Source organism: Lacinutrix sp. MEBiC02595, assembly GCF_053601555.1.
Map to the genome: position 1 here is coordinate 1 of NZ_JBSHNU010000124.1, position 17,616 is coordinate 17,616.

The following is a 17,616-nucleotide window of genomic DNA, read 5'->3' on the forward strand; positions in this document are numbered from 1 at the left end:
TTGAAGCGTTCTAAGGCTTTAGTTTCAACCTTTTATAGCCTGAAGTTTTTTCCAAATTCAATGCCTGTAGTTTGGTTTTTGCGTTAAGGATAGTAGCGATATCCTTTTTGGCAGTAATGAAACGTATACTTTATAAAATAAGACTCCTTATATATAGACTACTTCTCTACTCTATATATAAGGTAACAAAAAGATATAGCGGATAGCCTGACGTTGGTTCACTCTTTAGTTAACCAACGGAACGCACTGAAAATTACAAACCAAAACGCACTCCCTTCATTATTACTCAAAAAAAGGATGCACTACTCCTATTATATAACCCATTTCAATAGCTTGGGATTTATAAATTCTAAATTTATACCTATATATATATTGTGAGTGAATTTTTATACTATTATATTTGTCACTTACATTTAATATTACACAATGATACAGATTACTTTGCCTGATGGGAGCATAAAAGCGTTTGAAGAAAACACTACTCCTATGGATGTAGCTAAAAGTATTAGCGAAGGTTTGGCTAGAAATGTTATTTCGGCTAGTTTTAACGGTACAACCCTTGAAACTTCGACCCCGTTAACCACCGATGGATCTTTGATTCTTTATACATGGAACAACGATGAAGGTAAAACGGCATTCTGGCATTCTAGTGCACACGTACTAGCGCAAGCTTTAGAGAGTCTTTATCCTGGAATAAAACTTACTATAGGTCCAGCGATTGATAATGGATTTTATTATGATGTAGATTTTGGAGAACATATTGTTTCGGAAAAAGACTTCAAGTCTATTGAAAACAAAATGATAGAGATAGCTCGTGGTAAACATGAGTTCAAAATGAGAGACGCTTCTAAAGCAGAAGCTTTAGCTTTATATAAAGGTAACGAGTACAAAACGGAATTAATAGAAAACCTAGAAGATGGTACTATTACTTTTTGTGATCATGATACATTTACGGATTTATGTCGTGGTGGACACATACCAAACACTGGAATTATAAAAGCAGTTAAAATACTTTCTGTTGCGGGTGCATATTGGAGAGGTGATGAAAAGAACAAACAACTTACACGTGTGTATGGTATTTCATTCCCAAAGCAAAAAGAACTTACTGCATATTTAGAATTATTAGAAGAAGCAAAAAAGAGAGACCATAGAAAACTGGGGAAAGAATTAGAACTTTTTACATTTTCTCAAAAAGTAGGTCAAGGATTACCATTATGGTTACCTAAAGGAGCTGCTTTAAGAGAACGTTTAGAAGATTTCTTAAAAAAGGCACAAAAGAAAGCTGGTTATGAAATGGTAATCACGCCACACATTGGTCAGAAAGAACTATATGTAACTTCTGGACACTATGAAAAATATGGTGCTGATAGTTTTCAACCAATAACGACACCTAAAGAAGGTGAAGAGTTTTTACTAAAACCAATGAATTGTCCGCATCACTGCGAGATATACAATAGCATGCAATGGTCTTATAAAGATTTACCAAAACGTTTTGCTGAATTTGGTACAGTATATAGGTACGAACAAAGTGGTGAATTACATGGTCTAACTCGCGTACGAGGTTTTACGCAAGATGATGCGCATATCTTTTGTACTCCAGATCAATTAGACAAAGAGTTTAAAGATGTAATAGATTTAGTTCTTTATGTTTTTGGTTCTTTAGGATTTGAAAACTTTACGGCACAAGTATCTTTAAGAGACCCTGAAACTCCTGAGAAGTATATTGGAAGCGATGAAAACTGGGAAAAAGCAGAGGCAGCAATATTAAATGCAGCAATAGACAAAGGTTTAAATTATGTTATAGAAACTGGCGAAGCCGCTTTTTACGGTCCGAAATTAGACTTTATGGTAAAAGATGCGCTTGGTAGACAGTGGCAATTAGGAACCATTCAAGTAGATTACAATTTACCAGAACGTTTTGAATTAACCTACAAAGGTAGTGATAACGAGCTACACAGACCGGTAATGATACATCGTGCTCCTTTTGGAAGTATGGAACGTTTTATAGCTATTTTATTAGAACATACTGCGGGTAATTTCCCACTATGGCTGATGCCAGACCAAGTAATTGTACTATCTATTAGTGAGAAATATGAAAAATACGCGAAAAAAGTTTTAAGTCTGCTAGAAAATAACGAAATTCGCGCATTGATAGACAATAGAAATGAAACGATGGGTAAAAAGATCCGAGAAGCGGAGATGAAGAAAATCCCATATATGATTATTGTTGGTGAAAATGAAGAGCAAGAAGGTAAAATCTCTGTTAGACAACATGGAGGAGAAGATTTAGGCATGATTAGTGTAGATGCATTCTCGGAAATTGTTGCGACAGAAGTAAATAAGACATTAAAACAATTTTAAAATAATAAGTTTAACTTAAATAGAAAAGTCATAGCAATACGTAGAAGAAGATCATCCTCGCCTAGAGTAATAAAAGAGGACCAACACAGAATTAACTCTAAAATTAGAGCTGAAGAAATTCGGTTAGTAGGAGATAATATTGAAGTAGGTGTATATAAAACAAAGCAAGCTTTAGCAATAGCAGACGAACAAGGTTTAGATCTTGTAGAAATCTCGCCTAAAGCAATACCACCTGTGTGTAAAGTTATGGACTACAAGAAGTTTCTTTATGAACAAAAGAAACGCGACAAAGCTTTAAAATCTAAGGCAACAAAAGTTATTATTAAAGAAATAAGATTTGGTCCTCAAACGGATGATCATGATTATGAATTTAAGAAGAAACATGCCGAAAAGTTTTTAAAGGAAGGAGCTAAATTAAAAGCTTTTGTATTCTTTAAAGGACGTTCTATAATTTTCAAAGAACAAGGACAAATTTTATTATTAAAATTAGCTCAAGATCTGGAAGAATTAGGGAAGGTAGAACAAATGCCAAGATTAGAAGGTAAACGTATGACTATGTTTATCGCTCCAAGAAAGAATAAATAGACAATAGTGTATACTATTGCATATGTGCTAAAACGAGTTTAGCATAAAAATAATAAGCGAAATTATAAAACCTAGGAAAAAAATGCCTAAAATGAAAACAAAATCTAGTGCCAAAAAGCGTTTTAAGCTTACAGGTACTGGTAAAATTAAAAGAAAGCACGCCTTTAAAAGTCACATCTTAACAAAGAAGTCTAAAAAGCGTAAGCTTAAATTAACTCATGATGGTTTAGTACATAAAGCAGATGAGAGAAACGTTAAAATCATGTTACGTATAAAGTAATATCGTTTTAATAGGTTAATACCAATTAATAACCCTGGAGTTAGGCAAACTAAAAGTGTCATTAAATTGATCGCCTACTACAAAAAACAATTAAAATTATGCCAAGATCAGTAAATTCAGTAGCAAAAAGAGCCAGAAGAAAAAAGGTTCTTAAGCAAGCAAAAGGTTACTTTGGACGTCGTAAAAACGTTTGGACAGTAGCAAAAAATGCGGTTGACAAAGCGATGCAATATTCGTATAGAGACCGTAGAGTAAAAAAGAGAACATTTCGTGCACTATGGATCACGCGTATTAACGCAGGAGCTAGAGAACATGGTTTATCTTATTCACAATTCATGGGAAAAGTAAAAGCTAACAATATCGAATTAAACCGTAAGGTTTTAGCTGATTTAGCGATGAACAGCCCAGAAGCGTTCAAAGCAATTGTAGATAAAGTAAAATAAGGCATTTGCCTAAATAATAACATATTTCGCTTATAAAGAAATCCGAATCTTCATTGATTCGGATTTTTTTTTGCCTTTTTTCAAAACTTCATAAACAATCGTATTGAAATATAATAACTATCTTTCGGTATAAAACAGCTTTCTCATGAATCGTATTTATATCCTTTCTATTCTATTACTATCCTTTACCATCACAACTTTTAGCCAAGAAGCCAAAGAGAAAGAAAAAGCCACTTGGGATGTTTCGAATCCGGAAGGTAATTGGGATTTTAAAGAAATTCCTCTTTCCACAAATGAAGGCACTTGGATGAATCTAGATGTGAGTCCGGATGGTTCTAAAATCACATTCGATTTACTTGGTGATATCTATATTATGCCTATTCAAGGAGGGAAAGCTACCATTTTAAGAGCAGGATTGCCTTTTGAGATTCAACCCCGTTTTAGTCCGGACGGCAAACAAATTTCATTTACAAGCGATGCTGGCGGCGGAGATAATATTTGGATTATGGATATAGATGGAAGCGACGCTAAACAGGTAACCAAAGAAAAATTCAGACTTCTTAATAATGCTATTTGGACTCCAGATGGCAATTATCTAATCGCAAGAAAACATTTTAGTTCGAAAAGATCTTTAGGCGCAGGAGAATTATGGATGTATCATAAATCTGGCGGAAGCGGATTGCAACTAACAAAAAAGAAGAATGACCAACAAGATGTTAATGAGCCTAGTCTGTCTTTGGATGGAAAACATTTATATTACAGTGAAGATGTTTATCCTGGCGGTTTTTTTCAGTATAACAAAGATCCTAACAAACAAATCTATGTTATAAATGCATACGATATGGAAACTGGTAAAACCGAAAGAATTACTGGTGGACCTGGTGGTGCAGCGAGACCACAAATTTCAAGAGATGATAAAAAGCTAGCTTTCGTAAAACGGGTTCGTACAAAAACAGTATTATATATTCATGATTTAGAAACTGGTGAAGAATGGCCAATTTATGATACATTAAACAAAGACCAACAAGAAGCTTGGGCTATTTTTGGTGTGTATACAAACTTTAATTGGATGCCAAATAATGAAGATATTGTGTTTTGGTCTGGTGGAAAAATAAACCGGATTAATACCAATACCTTGAAAGTTACTAGTATTCCGTTTCAAGTGGACACAACTATAAAAATTGCCAAGGCTATCGAATTTGATACACCTGTTGCACCAGATACTTTTGACGCTAAAGTGATTCGTCATTTGGTAACATCACCAGACGAAAAGACCGTTCTTTTTAATGCGCTTGGTTATTTATGGACTATGAAAATGCCAAAAGGAACTCCGAAACGACTCACTAGTGGAACCGATTTTGAGTTTGAGCCTAGCTTTTCTCCCGATGGGAAAAACATTACTTATGTTACATGGAATGATGAAAACCTAGGAACTATTCAAACCATCTCTGCAAAAGGAGGAACTCCTAAAAAATTAACTAAAGAAAAAGGCATCTATAGATCACCTGCTTATTCTGCAAATGGGAACCTTATTGTTTTCAAAAAGCAATCTGGTAATACAGCACAAGGAAGAGCTTTTACAAAAAAGGACGGCTTATATACGATGGATACCAACGGAAATAATATTCAGTTTATAACTAAAGAAGGAGATTTCCCTATTTTTAATGCAGAAGAAAACCGCGTAATGTATCAAAAAGGCGGTATGTTTTTTGGAGCCATCACCAAAGAATTAAAAAGCGTAGATTTAAATGGAAAAGACGAACGTATTTTAATAAAATCGGAACACGGAAATAGAATCGTTCCTAGTCCGGATGGAAAATGGATTGCATTTATCCATCTGCACAAAGTATATATGGCGCCAATGCCACACGCAGGTAAGACTATAGATTTAAATGATACCTCAAAATTTGTACCTATTACGCAACTTTCCAAAGATGCAGGTATCAATTTACATTGGTCTTCGGATAGTAAAAAAGTACATTGGACTTTAGGAAACACTTACTTTACTGCGGAAGCTTCGGAAGAAACCAAATTAACAGAAACAGGAATCCAAATTCCGCTTACTATAAAAACAGATAAACCAGAAGGAATAATAGCTTTGAAAGGTGCCCGAATTATTACTATGGAAGGCGATCAAGTTATTGAAAACGGAACCATTGTAATAAAGAATAATAGAATTGAAGCTATTGGAAGCGCTTCCGAAATCCCTATTCCGTCTCAGGCAAAAATTTATGACGTTACCGGAAAAACGATAATGCCAGGAATGGTAGATGTACACGCACATATTGGTGCATTCCGAGCAGGATTAACTACACAAAAGCATTGGCAATTTTATGCAAATCTAGCGTATGGTGTTACTACTTCCCATGATCCTTCTGCAAATTCGGAAACTGTTTTTGCGCTTTCCGAATTACAAAAAAATGGGACTTTAGTTGGACCACGCCTCTACTCTACTGGGTTTATATTATATGGTGCAGATGGTGATTTTAAAGCAACTATTAATAATTTAGAAGATGCGCGTTCTTCTATTCGACGCACAAAAGCATTTGGTGCATTGTCGGTTAAAAGTTATAATCAGCCAAGACGAGAACAACGTCAGCAAGTATTACAAGCCGCTCGCGAAGAAGGTATATTTGTAGTTCCTGAAGGCGGATCTACATTTTATCATAATATAACGATGATTATGGATGGCCATACTGGCGTCGAACATAATATTCCGGTTGCTCCTGTTTATAAAGATGTTTTAGAACTTTGGGGAAATAGTAATGTTGGTTATACACCAACACTTATAGTAAACTATGGCGGATTAAATGGGGAAGTATATTTCTATCAGAACACCAAGGTTTGGGAAAACGAAAAGTTACTAAAGTTTATGCCTAGGAGTATTATTGATTCTAGATCTAGACATCGTACTATGGCACCAGAAGAAGAGTACAAAAACGGTCATATTTTAGTCTCTGAAACCTGTAAAGCGCTAGCGGATGCAGGTGTAAAAGTAAATCTTGGAGCGCATGGACAGTTACAAGGTCTTGGTGCACACTGGGAATTATGGATGCTACAACAAGGTGGCATGACTAACCATGAAGCACTAAAAGCTGCAACTATACATGGTGCAGATTATTTAGGAATGCATGCAGATATTGGTTCTTTAAAACAAGGAAAGCTTGCCGATTTAATTGTGATGGAAGATAATCCGTTGGAAGATATTCGAAATTCGGAGAGTATTATTTACACCATGATTAATGGTCGTTTATACGATACGGAAACGATGGATGAAATTGGAAACTATTCTAAAAAGCGAACACCTTTTTATTGGGAAAACAACAAATACAATGCAGGTTTTCCTTGGAATGAAGATAGTGCGAGTTTTACCCGAGGTGCTTGCGGCTGTCACTTAGGCACACATTAAAAATTAATAAAACCGAATCTTAATGGATTCGGTTTTTTTTGTTATACTATAGAAAACAAATTAAACAATATATGAAGCAGGTAAAAATGGTTATTACAGATATGGATGGTACCTTATTAAACTCCAATCATGAAGTTAGCCACAGATTTTTTGATGTTTTTAAACAATTAAAAAAGCAGAACATTTTGTTTGTTGCAGCTAGCGGAAGACCTTATTATAGTATTATCACAAAACTAGCGGCTATTAAAGAAGATATTATTATTGTTGCCGAAAATGGTGGATTAGTTTTAGAGCAAGACAACTTACTTTTATCTAATGCCATTGCTAATAAAAAACTGGCTAACCTTTTTACTATTGTAAATAGCATAGAAAACACTTTCCCGATGTTTTGCACGAAACACCAAGCGTATATTAAAAGAGCTTCAGAGGATATGATTCAATTGTTTTCGGAATATTATTCGAACTATACCATTATTGATTCTATGGACGAAATTAAAGATCCCGTGATTAAAATTGCGTTGTATCATGCTACCAATTCGGAAGCGAACATTTATCCTTTTGTAAAACATTTATCTCCGGAATATAATGTTGTTGTTTCTGGTAATCATTGGGTAGATATATCGGAAGCAGAATCTAACAAAGGGCATGCTTTACGTTTTCTTCAAAAAAAGCACGATATAAGTCCGGCAGAAACGATGGCCTTTGGCGATTACAATAATGATTTTGAAATGTTACAAGGTGCAAGTTATAGTTATGCTATGGAAAATGCCCACGAAAATATTAAAGCCATTGCTAATTATCAAACTACCAATAATGATGATTTTGGTGTAGAGCGTGTTTTAGAGGAATTAGTTTCCAAAGGCAGTTAATACTACATGCCTTCCGGAAGCATGATTTCTATGTTCACAAAGATAAATACCTTGCCAAATCCCTAGGTTTAATTTTCCGTTTGTTATTGGAATTTGAACCGAAGTGCCCATTAAAGATGCTTTAATATGTGCAGGCATATCATCTACTCCTTCATACGTATGTTTGTAATAGGGCTGATTTTCTGGAACCATTTTATTGATATGGCTTTCAAAATCTAGTCGAACTGTTGGATCTGCGTTTTCGTTTATGGTTAAACTAGCGGAAGTATGCTTTATAAAAACCTGTAATTGTCCGATTTGGATTTCACTAATTTCTAAAAAAGAAGCTTCTATCTGTTCGGTGATTAGATGAAAACCTCTGGAATAGGATTGTAATTTTATTTCCTTTTGAAAAAAATGCATAAAAACGGATTGTGTTTACTATTTAGATTCTTCGGTAATCTCGTCTATTGCAAACTTAAATTCTTCCCAATTAATGAAACCATCACCATCTTTATCATATCCTTCAATAAGTTTAGAGGAAACTAATCCGCGAATAAATCCGTTAATTTCTGCTTCTTTAAGCAATTTTACGATTTCACTTTTGGAAAGTTTACCATTACTATCTTTATCAAAGAAATGAAAAGCTTCTTCTGGAGTGTTAAAATTGTTTGTAATTAGGATTTGAATTTTGTTTAAGATAATTTCTTTAGTTGCCATATTATTGTTTTTTCAAAAACAAATACTCTCTAAAAACCATGTATTGAAAAATAATATAAAACAGTGCATTAAAAATCCAAATATCAATGTATGGATTTTCATATAATACTAAATCTAAGTTTCCGAATAAAAAAATAGTTATACTACAGCATAAATATAAAATTAAACCAATGGAAAAATTAAAATAATTATGTTGTACATCTAGGTTTTTAATAATAAAAGACAAAGCATAGGCTACTAAAATTATAGATGTAGAAACAATTTCATAGATATTAAAACCCCAAAACAACTGCGGATTGGAATAATACATGCTAGCTAAAATGCATATCTGTATACCAAAAACGACAACTATTAATTGTTTCCATCTTTTTTCTTTAAAAAGCTTATAAAACAGGGCACTTAAAAAAGCGAATTGAAAAACAAAATAGAAATGCGAAATAAATAAATTCAAATTAGGATGTAGAAACCCAATAATATGGCACGTAATTTCTATTACAGACAATGCTATTAAGTATACTAAAAAGACGTTATAAACTTTCTTTCTAATAACACCATCTTTTACAAATAAAATCGTGTTACCTAATAAAAAAGCTAACCCAATCAAACTAACAAGGAAACCAAATAATAAATTCATGATCTAGGGTGTATTTTTAAGCTTTTGATTCTTATTACAGGTACGGAAAGCTATTCCGCTTTTCTGTATCCATATAAGTAAGTAGGTGGTGCAAATTTATGTAAATAAAAGAAATATACTTAAAAATATACGAATTAAAAATAAATGCACTCGAAGGCTGCATACTTAATTGTCATGTTGTGTTTGTTATATTTCTTCTATAGTTGAAGTTTTGTTAGGATTTGCGTTAAGGATTGTAGTGGCATCCTTTTTTTATGTTTGTTCCTCTATTTTGCTTGGTATTTGCAAAATAGGGGAATAATAAGTAAAAAAAGATATAACGAAAAGCCTGCCAGTTCTTGCTCTTCTTAAAAAAGAGCGAGAATAGAACGCCATTATAATATTATAAAAAAGATTAAAAAAAAACAGTGACATATATCTATGACACTGTTTAATAATATAGGGAATCACTTCAATAATTGATTATTGATTAATAGCGGATGCAAAGTTAATTGTTCTTTGCATATATCTAATTAAATAGATTTAAAGTGCAGCAGTTTGTATGTAAACGACATTTTACATTGTTTTCTAAGCACAAAAAAGGCCGTATTGCTACGACCTTTTTCTACCTACAAATGATTAATGCTATTGTTTAATCACTCTCTTCGAAATTTCCCCAAACCTCGATTTTATTTTTAACAGATAGATACCTTGACTAAAATTAGAGAGATCTAAACGATTGTTCTCTTGATTGTAATTTTTATGTAATAATGCACGCCCATTCATATCATATACCGCTACTTCAAAGTCTGTATTTAATGTGTTTGAAATAGTAAGTACTCCGTTTGTTGGATTAGGATATACACGAATGCTATTTTGCATGTCGATTTGATTAACATCTAATGTTTGACTAGCTATAACTTCATTAGAAATGGTAGAACAATTAGATTGCCCATTCAATACAACTCTAAATTTAAGCATGGTAAGTGTGTCTAAATTGTCTCCTGCAAAAGTTAAAGTCTGCGTTGTTGCACCAGAAACATCTGGATCTGTTAATGAATCATCTAATTCCATCCATCCTTCTGGAGCAGGAGAACCATCTGGTGCTTCTCCTGTTAAAGAATACTCCCATTGGTATGAAGCAACACCTGAAGCTACAATGCTAAAAGACACAGTATTATCTGTATCAGAGAATGTTTGATCTTGAGGCTGCTCTACAATCAACGCTTGTGGAAGCATTGGAGAACCCGCTAAAAAATTACCTGTTGTTCCCGTTAATGGAAAACCTATTAACGTACCACTTATTGCATTTGAAGATGCATTAGTAAGCATAGACTCTGCTGTATTATCTTGAGCATTATCTCCTTGGTTAAATGGATAATATGCAACTAAGCCAATTTCACTAGATTGTAATTCACAATACTTAAAGTGGTCAATTTGCGATGCAGTTCTTGCAACATCCCAGATTCTAACTTCGTCTATATCACCAATGAAATCTTCTGTTCTAGCATTACCGCCAATTACAAAATTAGAAGATACATTTCCAAATGCGCCATTTGCAGTTGTAGAACTTATCAAAACTCCATCCACATATATACTAACCGTAGATCCATCATAACTAGCAGCAACATGTTGCCAAGTATTGGTTATTACTGTATTAGATGCTGTAACCGTTAAAATTGAAAAACTTGGTATATTCAATGCAACAACATAGTTATTACTATCTCTTCTTAATAGCATTTGAAATTCACTATTATTTGTTGGGTAAGAATAGTTACCAACAATAGTACCTAATCCTGTATTTGATTCTGGTCTAACCCAAGCCTCAAGCGTAACAGTATCTTCTCCAACAAAATGCGTTGTTAAATGTGTACTTAAATCTACAACATCTAATCCGTCAAAATTTAAATGTGTAGCTGGTAACGGATCATTAACGGTTACAACAACCTCTTCTCGTTCACTTTCGCAACCTGCATCATTTGTACTAACTACCCAATAAGAAGTATTTCCTAATGTTGCAGTACTTGGTGTTAGTGATGCATAATCACTACCTCCTGTTGCTACTGTATACCATAATAAACCAGTACCATTAGCGGCTGTTGTAGCATTTAATGGAGTGGCTGTATCGCCTTGATTATAGATTATTGGTGTTGTAACTGTTGGTGCATCTGGTGCATTATTAATAGTTACATTAACAGCAGTTCTACTACTTTCAATACCATCTATGGTTTGAGAAACGTAATAAGTTCCTGTTGCTAATACCGTTGTTGTGCTTAAGGCTGTACTTTCTGTTTCACTAATATACCACTGTAAGTTAGTTCCTGTTGCTTCTAAATTTATAACTGTTGCTCCCACGCAATATGCTTGATCGTTGGCTGTTGGGGCATCTGGTGCTTCTATAACAAAAGTTTTAAACCATAAATCAAAACTATTAATGGTAGTTCCATCTAAACCATACAGAAGACCATCTGCATAAGCAGCACCGCTAGTTAATGCAAACCCAATTTGTGTTACTCCATCTACTGCTGTAATATATGCGGTATATAGTTGTCCAGAGGTGACATTTACTGTTGTTGAAATAGAAATTTCATATTCGGTGTCCGATACAGTAGTTAATGTAAATGCTTCCGTAGCTAAAAGTGTCCCAGAATTACCTCCTCCTTCATAAATCTTTAACTCACAAGCCAAAGGAAAACTAGGAAGATTATAATATTGAAAATTAAATTGAGATAATGTACCATCCAATCCTGCTGTAAAGCCTTGTCCCCATCCTTCACGATCAATAGCAAAAGGACTATCGGTATTCGATTGATCAAGTGTTTGCCCATAAGACATAAATTGGCATAAAAATACCAATGCAAAAAAGTAAAATTTTAATTTCATAAATAATAAATTTGTTAGGTTATTAAGGACCACAAACGTAACCTATAATCCATGAAATACAAATAACAAGGGTTGAAATACATAACTATGTATGTAAACGACTACTTAAAATATTTTGAGAAGGATCTAGACAAAGGAATTTCTAAGCCATCTATAACGACTAATGTTGCTGTAATTCGCTGTACTTTAGAGGTATTTACCACATAAGACCTATGTGTTTGCGCAAATAATTTTGCTGGCAACATTTCTAGAATAGTACTTAGGGATTTTCGTACCGTGTACCGTTTTGAAATAGTTTGAATATTTACATAATTACCATCTGCCATTATATATTTAATATCGTTATAATCTAAACTAACCGTGTCATAGCCATCTTTAAACTGAAAAGTGTGTGTTTCTTTTTTCCGAATCGCCAAACTAATAGCTGCCAGTACATCCACTTTTTTTATAGGTTTTGTTAAATAAGCTTCCGGATTGGTGCGTAATGCTTCGTTCATCAATACAAAATCATGTTGCCCAGTAATAAAAATAACCGTTGCATTATCTTTTTTAGTTTTAGATAGCTCTATTCCTGAATTTCTACCATTCAAATTAATATCCATTAAAATAATATCGGGTAAAAAGGTATTCATTTCTATTATAGCAGTCTCTTTATCATTAGCCATTTTTATATTTTTGAAGTGTTCTTCTTGTAGCATTTCGAAAATATAATCGGCAATAATAATTTCATCCTCAACGATAAGGATTTTGGTGTTTTGTAAGCTAAGCATTATTAATTTTTTTTTCCAATGAAAATTTAAATCCGGTACTGGTTTCTATTTGATATTTAACCTTTAATTGTCGGCAGAGTTTATCTATTAGTTTTGGAGCTATTGTTTTATTCATTGCGGTTTTTCCGTTATCGGAATAATTGAAATATAACACATCGTTACTATAAGTTAAATCAAAATTAATTTCTTTGTATTCCTGATAATCAAAAGCGTGCTTTATAGAGTTTATACATAATTCGGAGAGTAACAATCCTAGATACATAGCGTAATCTGTATGGATTTCTACAGACGTTATATTAAAAGTTGTTTTAATGTTATTTTCTTTAAACAAATCAAAAAAGCTAAGTTGCACATCCTTAAGATAACTACTAATATCTATTTTTCTTTTATCTTCATTTTTATACAAATGTTTATGTAAAGTAGAAATAGCCTCGACTTTGGTTAGTATGTTTTTTAGTTGAAAACTCTCTTGTCTAGATGTTTTTTTTAATTGGTTTGAAATAAGAATAACTACCAATTGTAAATTATTATTAATACGATGATTGGCTTCACTCAATAAAAACTGATTTTCTTGAGATAAAGTTTGCAGACGTTTATTGCTGTTTTTTTCTTTATTTAAAAAATAAGCGATTAAAAAAGCAACAACAATTACACATAAAAGAAGACCTACACTGACCAATAGTTTTGTTTTGTTAGTCGCTAAAGCCTTGTTTTTGTTATCTATTTCAAGCCTGTTAATTTTAATTTGATTTTCTTTATCTGTTAGTTTGTATTGCGCTTCTACATTTAATAACAATTCCTCCTTTTGTATTTCATTATACTTCGTAGTAAGTTCCAATCTGTCTTTTAAATACTCGTATGCTTTTTCAGTATTATTAAGTCTAAAATACAAGTTTTGAATATTCTCATTAAAGATTATTTCATTGTATAATAAGTTATTATTTTTAGAAAAATCTGCTGCATATAAAGCCGTTTTCAATGCTTTGTCTAATTGATTGCTTCTTGCTAAAGCCATAATATAACTTATGTAAGCATCTGCTTCCTGTTGCTCCATATTATTACTTTTTGCCAATTCAATAATTTCCTCTAAATAGCGTATTGCCGTTTTATAATCTTTTTTACGTTCATAAACACCTGCAATCTCAAGTAAAGAATAAAACACATTATCTTTGTCCTTTATTTTTTTTGATAACTCCAGTGATTTATTGGCATAAAAAAGTGTTGAATCTTGTATATGATAAAACTCTGTAAAAAGTGCTGCTTTACGATTGTAATATTTAGCTAAATAAAGATCTTCCACCTTATTCTTCTTTAAAATAAGTGCTGCTTTATCAAGCTGAGCTGCAGATTCGACTAGCATAGTTCTCTTTCTAAAAAACTCTGCCATTTTTACATGATATAAAAACTTTAACTGCTTATCATCAATATTTTTAATGCTCTCAAAAGCCTTAATGTAATAATCACTAGCTGTATCATAATCTAGTTTTAGTTTATAAACTTCTGCAAATCCTAAAAGCAAATGAATTTTCTGTTCCTCACTACTAGGTTCTATTAAGCGTTTAGCGTAATAGGTCATTGCTTCCACTAGTTTATTTTCGGAAATTAAATTTTGACCAAAATCTACAATTTCATCCTTTTGAGAAAAGGACAATTGAAACATAAGCAATGAAATATAAAGAAAAAGATATCTCATACTAGGTTTTCTGCTTCTTCTTTTTAGCTGCAGGAAAGAGTACATTATTTAAGATAAGTCTATAACCTGGTGAAGTTGGATGTAAGTCTAATTCGGTTTTAGGATCCCCAACGCGATGGGTATAATCTTCAGGATCATGACCTCCATAAAACGTAAAAAATCCTTTTCCTTTTATACCATGAATGTACTTTGCTTCGCCATTGGTTTTATTTTCCCCCATAACCAAGACGTTACTTTTAATTTCTTCGCGTGTAAAAGAAGTGGTTTGCCCCATAAAACCTTTAACCAATGCCGTGTGGTTTTGACATAACATACTTGGAATTGGATCCCATTTTGCAGAGTAATCCATCAGTGTAAAATAATCTACGGTTTTGGCTATTTTCCGTTTTTGCGTCATATCTATACTAGAAAACTCATATACATTCGGACTTTGTTCTAAGGTATAATCCTTAAAAGCAAAGGTTTTACTGTAGTCAATTTTATTTTGATAATTGGCATCGCTTCCATCGCCATCAAACATAGGCTCACAAATATCTAATCCTTGCGCAGAAAGTGCAATATCAAAACTATCTGTTGCACTACACATAGCAAACATAAATCCGCCACCAATTACATAGTCTCTTATTTTTAAGGAAACGGCTAATTTTTCTTGTGAAACTTTATCATAACCAAGTTTGGTTGCTAGTGCTTCAGCTTCCTTTTTTTCTTCAATATACCAAGCTGCAGTTTTATATGCTCTATAAAATTTACCATATTGCCCTGTAAAATCTTCATGATGTAAATGCAACCAGTCATATAATAAAAGTGCATCCCCTAAAACTTCTTCATCATAAATGGTTTCATAAGGAATTTCGGCATAGCTCAAAACCATAGTTACTGCGTCGTCCCAAGGCAATTTTCCTTTTGGACTATACACCGCAATTTTTGGTGCTTTTTCTAATACGACTGCTTCCATGTTTTTACTCGGACTACTAATTTCTTCGAGAATACTTTCCGCTTTAGCGTTCGATAATATTTCGAAAGAAACGCCTCGTATTTGACATTCTCGTTGAATTTCCTGAGTATCTGGCACAAGAAAAGATCCGCCTCGATAATTAAGAAGCCATTTTACTTTTAATTGCTTTTCTAAAGTCCAATAGGTAATTCCGTAGGCCTTTAAATGATTTTTTTGCGTCTCTGCATCCATAGGAATTAGGATGTAAGAAGCGTAAGCTTTTGTAAATAAAAGTATTAGAAATAATGTGATTATTTTTTTCATTGGAAGAAAGGTACTTAAAAATATTCCGTTTAAACCTGCATTAATACAATTTTAACCAAGTACGCATTTATACTGCATATTTAAGTAATTTGTTATAGTGTGGCATACATTCTTTTAATAGTAGTTCTAAATGTTTCGGAAAAGTTTCCGTCTTTGGTTTATAGGCCAAATACCCTGTTGATTTATGAATATTAGCATACCAATATTTTGCCCAAACACCATCTTCTGATCTAGCTCCCGCTTGCCAATACAACATATTTTCATCAAAAGGAATACCTATAAAATCGCATAAGGAGGTTAATACCTTCTTCGGATTTAATAGTACTCGTTTCGAGTCTAGCACAATTGGTTTAATGTTATTTGCTTCAAAATAATCTAATAATTCGGTGTGTTTAGCATAACCAACATCCTCCAAACTTGGGTTTTCAATCACTTTATCAAAAGACGGAAGCATTTCATGAGGATCGCGCGTTAGCATGACATGATACACATTTTCGCCTTTCATAAAATCCCTATTGACATCCAACAAATGATGTGTCATATTTTTAAAAAAGAGGACGGGACTTTCTGTATTCGTCATCATTTCTTCTATCACTTTATTACCATCCTCTTCTAAAGCATTTAAAATATCTTGGGTTCCTGGATGGTATTCTTTAGCATCTGTATTCCTTAAATAATGTGCATACAACGGTTCATCAAAAACTTTGGTGTCTTCCCTTTGCGCAAAGCTATACATTAAAGTGGTTGATATATTTCTTGGTCCAGACCACAAACAGATGCGTTTACTAGTTGCCATCTGTTACTTCTTTATCAATTAATTCATGATATAAACCACTTAATTTTCTTGTAAAATCACCATACGACTTCTCTCCTATTATTCTACCATCAATTTTGGTAACAGGCGTTAATCCTCCAAAAGTTCCAGTTACAAAAGCTTCGTCTGCACCATACACATCAAACAACGAAAAGTCCTTTTGGTGACAAGGAATATTATTTATTTTGCAAGCTTCAATAACTTTTGCTCTAGTAATACCATTCATACAGTATTGTCCGGTAGACGTATACACCTCTTCGTTTTTAATAATAAAGAAATTGGTTGCATTACAAGTTGCAACAAAACCGTTAGCATCTAGCATCAAAGCTTCGTCTGCTCCAGCTTCAATGGCTTGAATAAGCGCTTGTACTTCGTGCAGTTTACTATGGCAATTTAATCTAGGGTCTAGATAATCTGGAGATCCACGACGAACCGTACTTGTAAATAAAGTAATTCCTTTCTCTTTACTTTCTGGTGAAGCTTTTTTGTATTCTGGTAAAATAACTACATTTGGTCCAGAAATAGTTAATCTAGGATCTTGCGAAGGTGTTTTTTTTATTCCTCTAGTAATCATAATACGCACATGTACATTGTCTTGCATATTATTTCTGTTTAAGGTTTTCCATACTTCTTCAATCAACCCTTCTTTAGTAAAAGGAAATTGCATACCAACAGCTGCAGCAGATTGCCACAATCTATCTAAATGATCTGTAAGAAAAACGAGAACACCTTGATGTAAACGCAATGCTTCCCAAATGCCATCTCCAACTAGATAACCACTATCTAAAACCGAAATTTTAGCGTCTTCTCTTTGGAAGAATTCTCCGTTAATATAAATTTGAATATCTTTGTTTCTGCTGTCTTCTACAGCATTATGTGTACCATGAACCATGAACTTATTATCTTTTTAATTTTGAAAATTAAAGATAATGAAAAACG

General features: G+C 33.2%; 15 protein-coding genes. 6 read left to right on the forward strand and 9 right to left on the reverse strand.

The annotated features are described in order from the left end of the window. The first annotated feature begins 426 nt into the window (after positions 1-426). The 6 genes from thrS (at position 427) to ACVCZW_RS00830 (ending at position 7,947) form a co-directional block, all read left to right on the forward strand. Positions 427-2,361: a threonine--tRNA ligase gene (gene thrS, locus ACVCZW_RS00805; protein WP_452229526.1), complete on the forward strand. Its 1,935-nt coding sequence runs from the start codon at positions 427-429 to the stop codon at positions 2,359-2,361. 69 nt (positions 2,362-2,430) lie between these two features. Continuing rightward, entirely contained in the window at positions 2,431-2,946 is a 516-nt protein-coding gene (infC, locus tag ACVCZW_RS00810) for a translation initiation factor IF-3 (RefSeq protein WP_255564244.1), read from the forward strand. Positions 2,947-3,028: 82 nt separating this feature from the next. Then, the gene (rpmI, locus tag ACVCZW_RS00815; protein ID WP_055445374.1) at positions 3,029-3,226 is read left to right on the forward strand and encodes a 50S ribosomal protein L35; all 198 of its coding nucleotides are present in this window, start codon (positions 3,029-3,031) and stop codon (positions 3,224-3,226) included. A 98-nt stretch (positions 3,227-3,324) separates the two neighbouring features. Then, positions 3,325-3,669, forward strand: a complete 345-nt coding sequence (gene rplT / locus ACVCZW_RS00820; RefSeq protein ID WP_055445373.1) for a 50S ribosomal protein L20 — start codon at positions 3,325-3,327, stop codon at positions 3,667-3,669. Positions 3,670-3,814: 145 nt separating this feature from the next. Beyond that, on the forward strand, positions 3,815-7,078 hold the full coding sequence (locus tag ACVCZW_RS00825; RefSeq protein ID WP_452231406.1) for an amidohydrolase family protein: 3,264 nt from the start codon (positions 3,815-3,817) through the stop codon (positions 7,076-7,078). A 71-nt stretch (positions 7,079-7,149) separates the two neighbouring features. Continuing rightward, positions 7,150-7,947, forward strand: coding sequence for an HAD family hydrolase (locus ACVCZW_RS00830; RefSeq protein ID WP_452229524.1), 798 nt, complete (start codon positions 7,150-7,152; stop codon positions 7,945-7,947). On the opposite strand, the gene ACVCZW_RS00835 is transcribed toward ACVCZW_RS00830, so the two are convergent. The 9 genes from ACVCZW_RS00835 to ACVCZW_RS00875 all read right to left on the reverse strand — a co-directional run bounded on the left by ACVCZW_RS00835 (position 7,927) and on the right by ACVCZW_RS00875 (position 17,569). Next, complete coding sequence (locus tag ACVCZW_RS00835) at positions 7,927-8,349, reverse strand: secondary thiamine-phosphate synthase enzyme YjbQ (protein WP_452229523.1); 423 nt, start codon at positions 8,347-8,349, stop codon at positions 7,927-7,929. The genes ACVCZW_RS00830 and ACVCZW_RS00835 overlap by 21 nt on opposite strands. Before the next feature lie 18 nt (positions 8,350-8,367). Then, the gene (locus ACVCZW_RS00840) at positions 8,368-8,646 is read right to left on the reverse strand and encodes an EF-hand domain-containing protein (RefSeq protein ID WP_452229522.1); all 279 of its coding nucleotides are present in this window, start codon (positions 8,644-8,646) and stop codon (positions 8,368-8,370) included. A gap of 1 nt (position 8,647) precedes the next feature. Continuing rightward, a complete protein-coding gene (locus tag ACVCZW_RS00845) occupies positions 8,648-9,280 on the reverse strand; it encodes a hypothetical protein (protein WP_452229521.1) in 633 nt (210 codons plus the stop codon). Between the two features lie 624 nt (positions 9,281-9,904). After that, the gene (locus ACVCZW_RS00850; RefSeq protein ID WP_452229520.1) at positions 9,905-12,142 is read right to left on the reverse strand and encodes a LamG-like jellyroll fold domain-containing protein; all 2,238 of its coding nucleotides are present in this window, start codon (positions 12,140-12,142) and stop codon (positions 9,905-9,907) included. A 101-nt stretch (positions 12,143-12,243) separates the two neighbouring features. Further along, entirely contained in the window at positions 12,244-12,912 is a 669-nt protein-coding gene (locus tag ACVCZW_RS00855) for a LytR/AlgR family response regulator transcription factor (protein WP_452229519.1), read from the reverse strand. Continuing rightward, positions 12,905-14,605, reverse strand: a complete 1,701-nt coding sequence (locus tag ACVCZW_RS00860; RefSeq protein ID WP_452231407.1) for a tetratricopeptide repeat-containing sensor histidine kinase — start codon at positions 14,603-14,605, stop codon at positions 12,905-12,907. Before ACVCZW_RS00860 ends, ACVCZW_RS00855 begins: the two co-directional genes overlap by 8 nt. Position 14,606: 1 nt before the next feature. Continuing rightward, complete coding sequence (locus ACVCZW_RS00865; protein WP_452231408.1) at positions 14,607-15,863, reverse strand: asparagine synthetase B; 1,257 nt, start codon at positions 15,861-15,863, stop codon at positions 14,607-14,609. 67 nt (positions 15,864-15,930) lie between these two features. Next, a complete protein-coding gene (locus ACVCZW_RS00870) occupies positions 15,931-16,659 on the reverse strand; it encodes a sulfotransferase-like domain-containing protein (protein ID WP_452231409.1) in 729 nt (242 codons plus the stop codon). Next, positions 16,649-17,569: an aminotransferase class IV gene (locus tag ACVCZW_RS00875; protein ID WP_452229515.1), complete on the reverse strand. Its 921-nt coding sequence runs from the start codon at positions 17,567-17,569 to the stop codon at positions 16,649-16,651. The genes ACVCZW_RS00870 and ACVCZW_RS00875 overlap by 11 nt, the downstream gene beginning before the upstream one ends. Between the last annotated feature and the right edge of the window lie 47 nt (positions 17,570-17,616).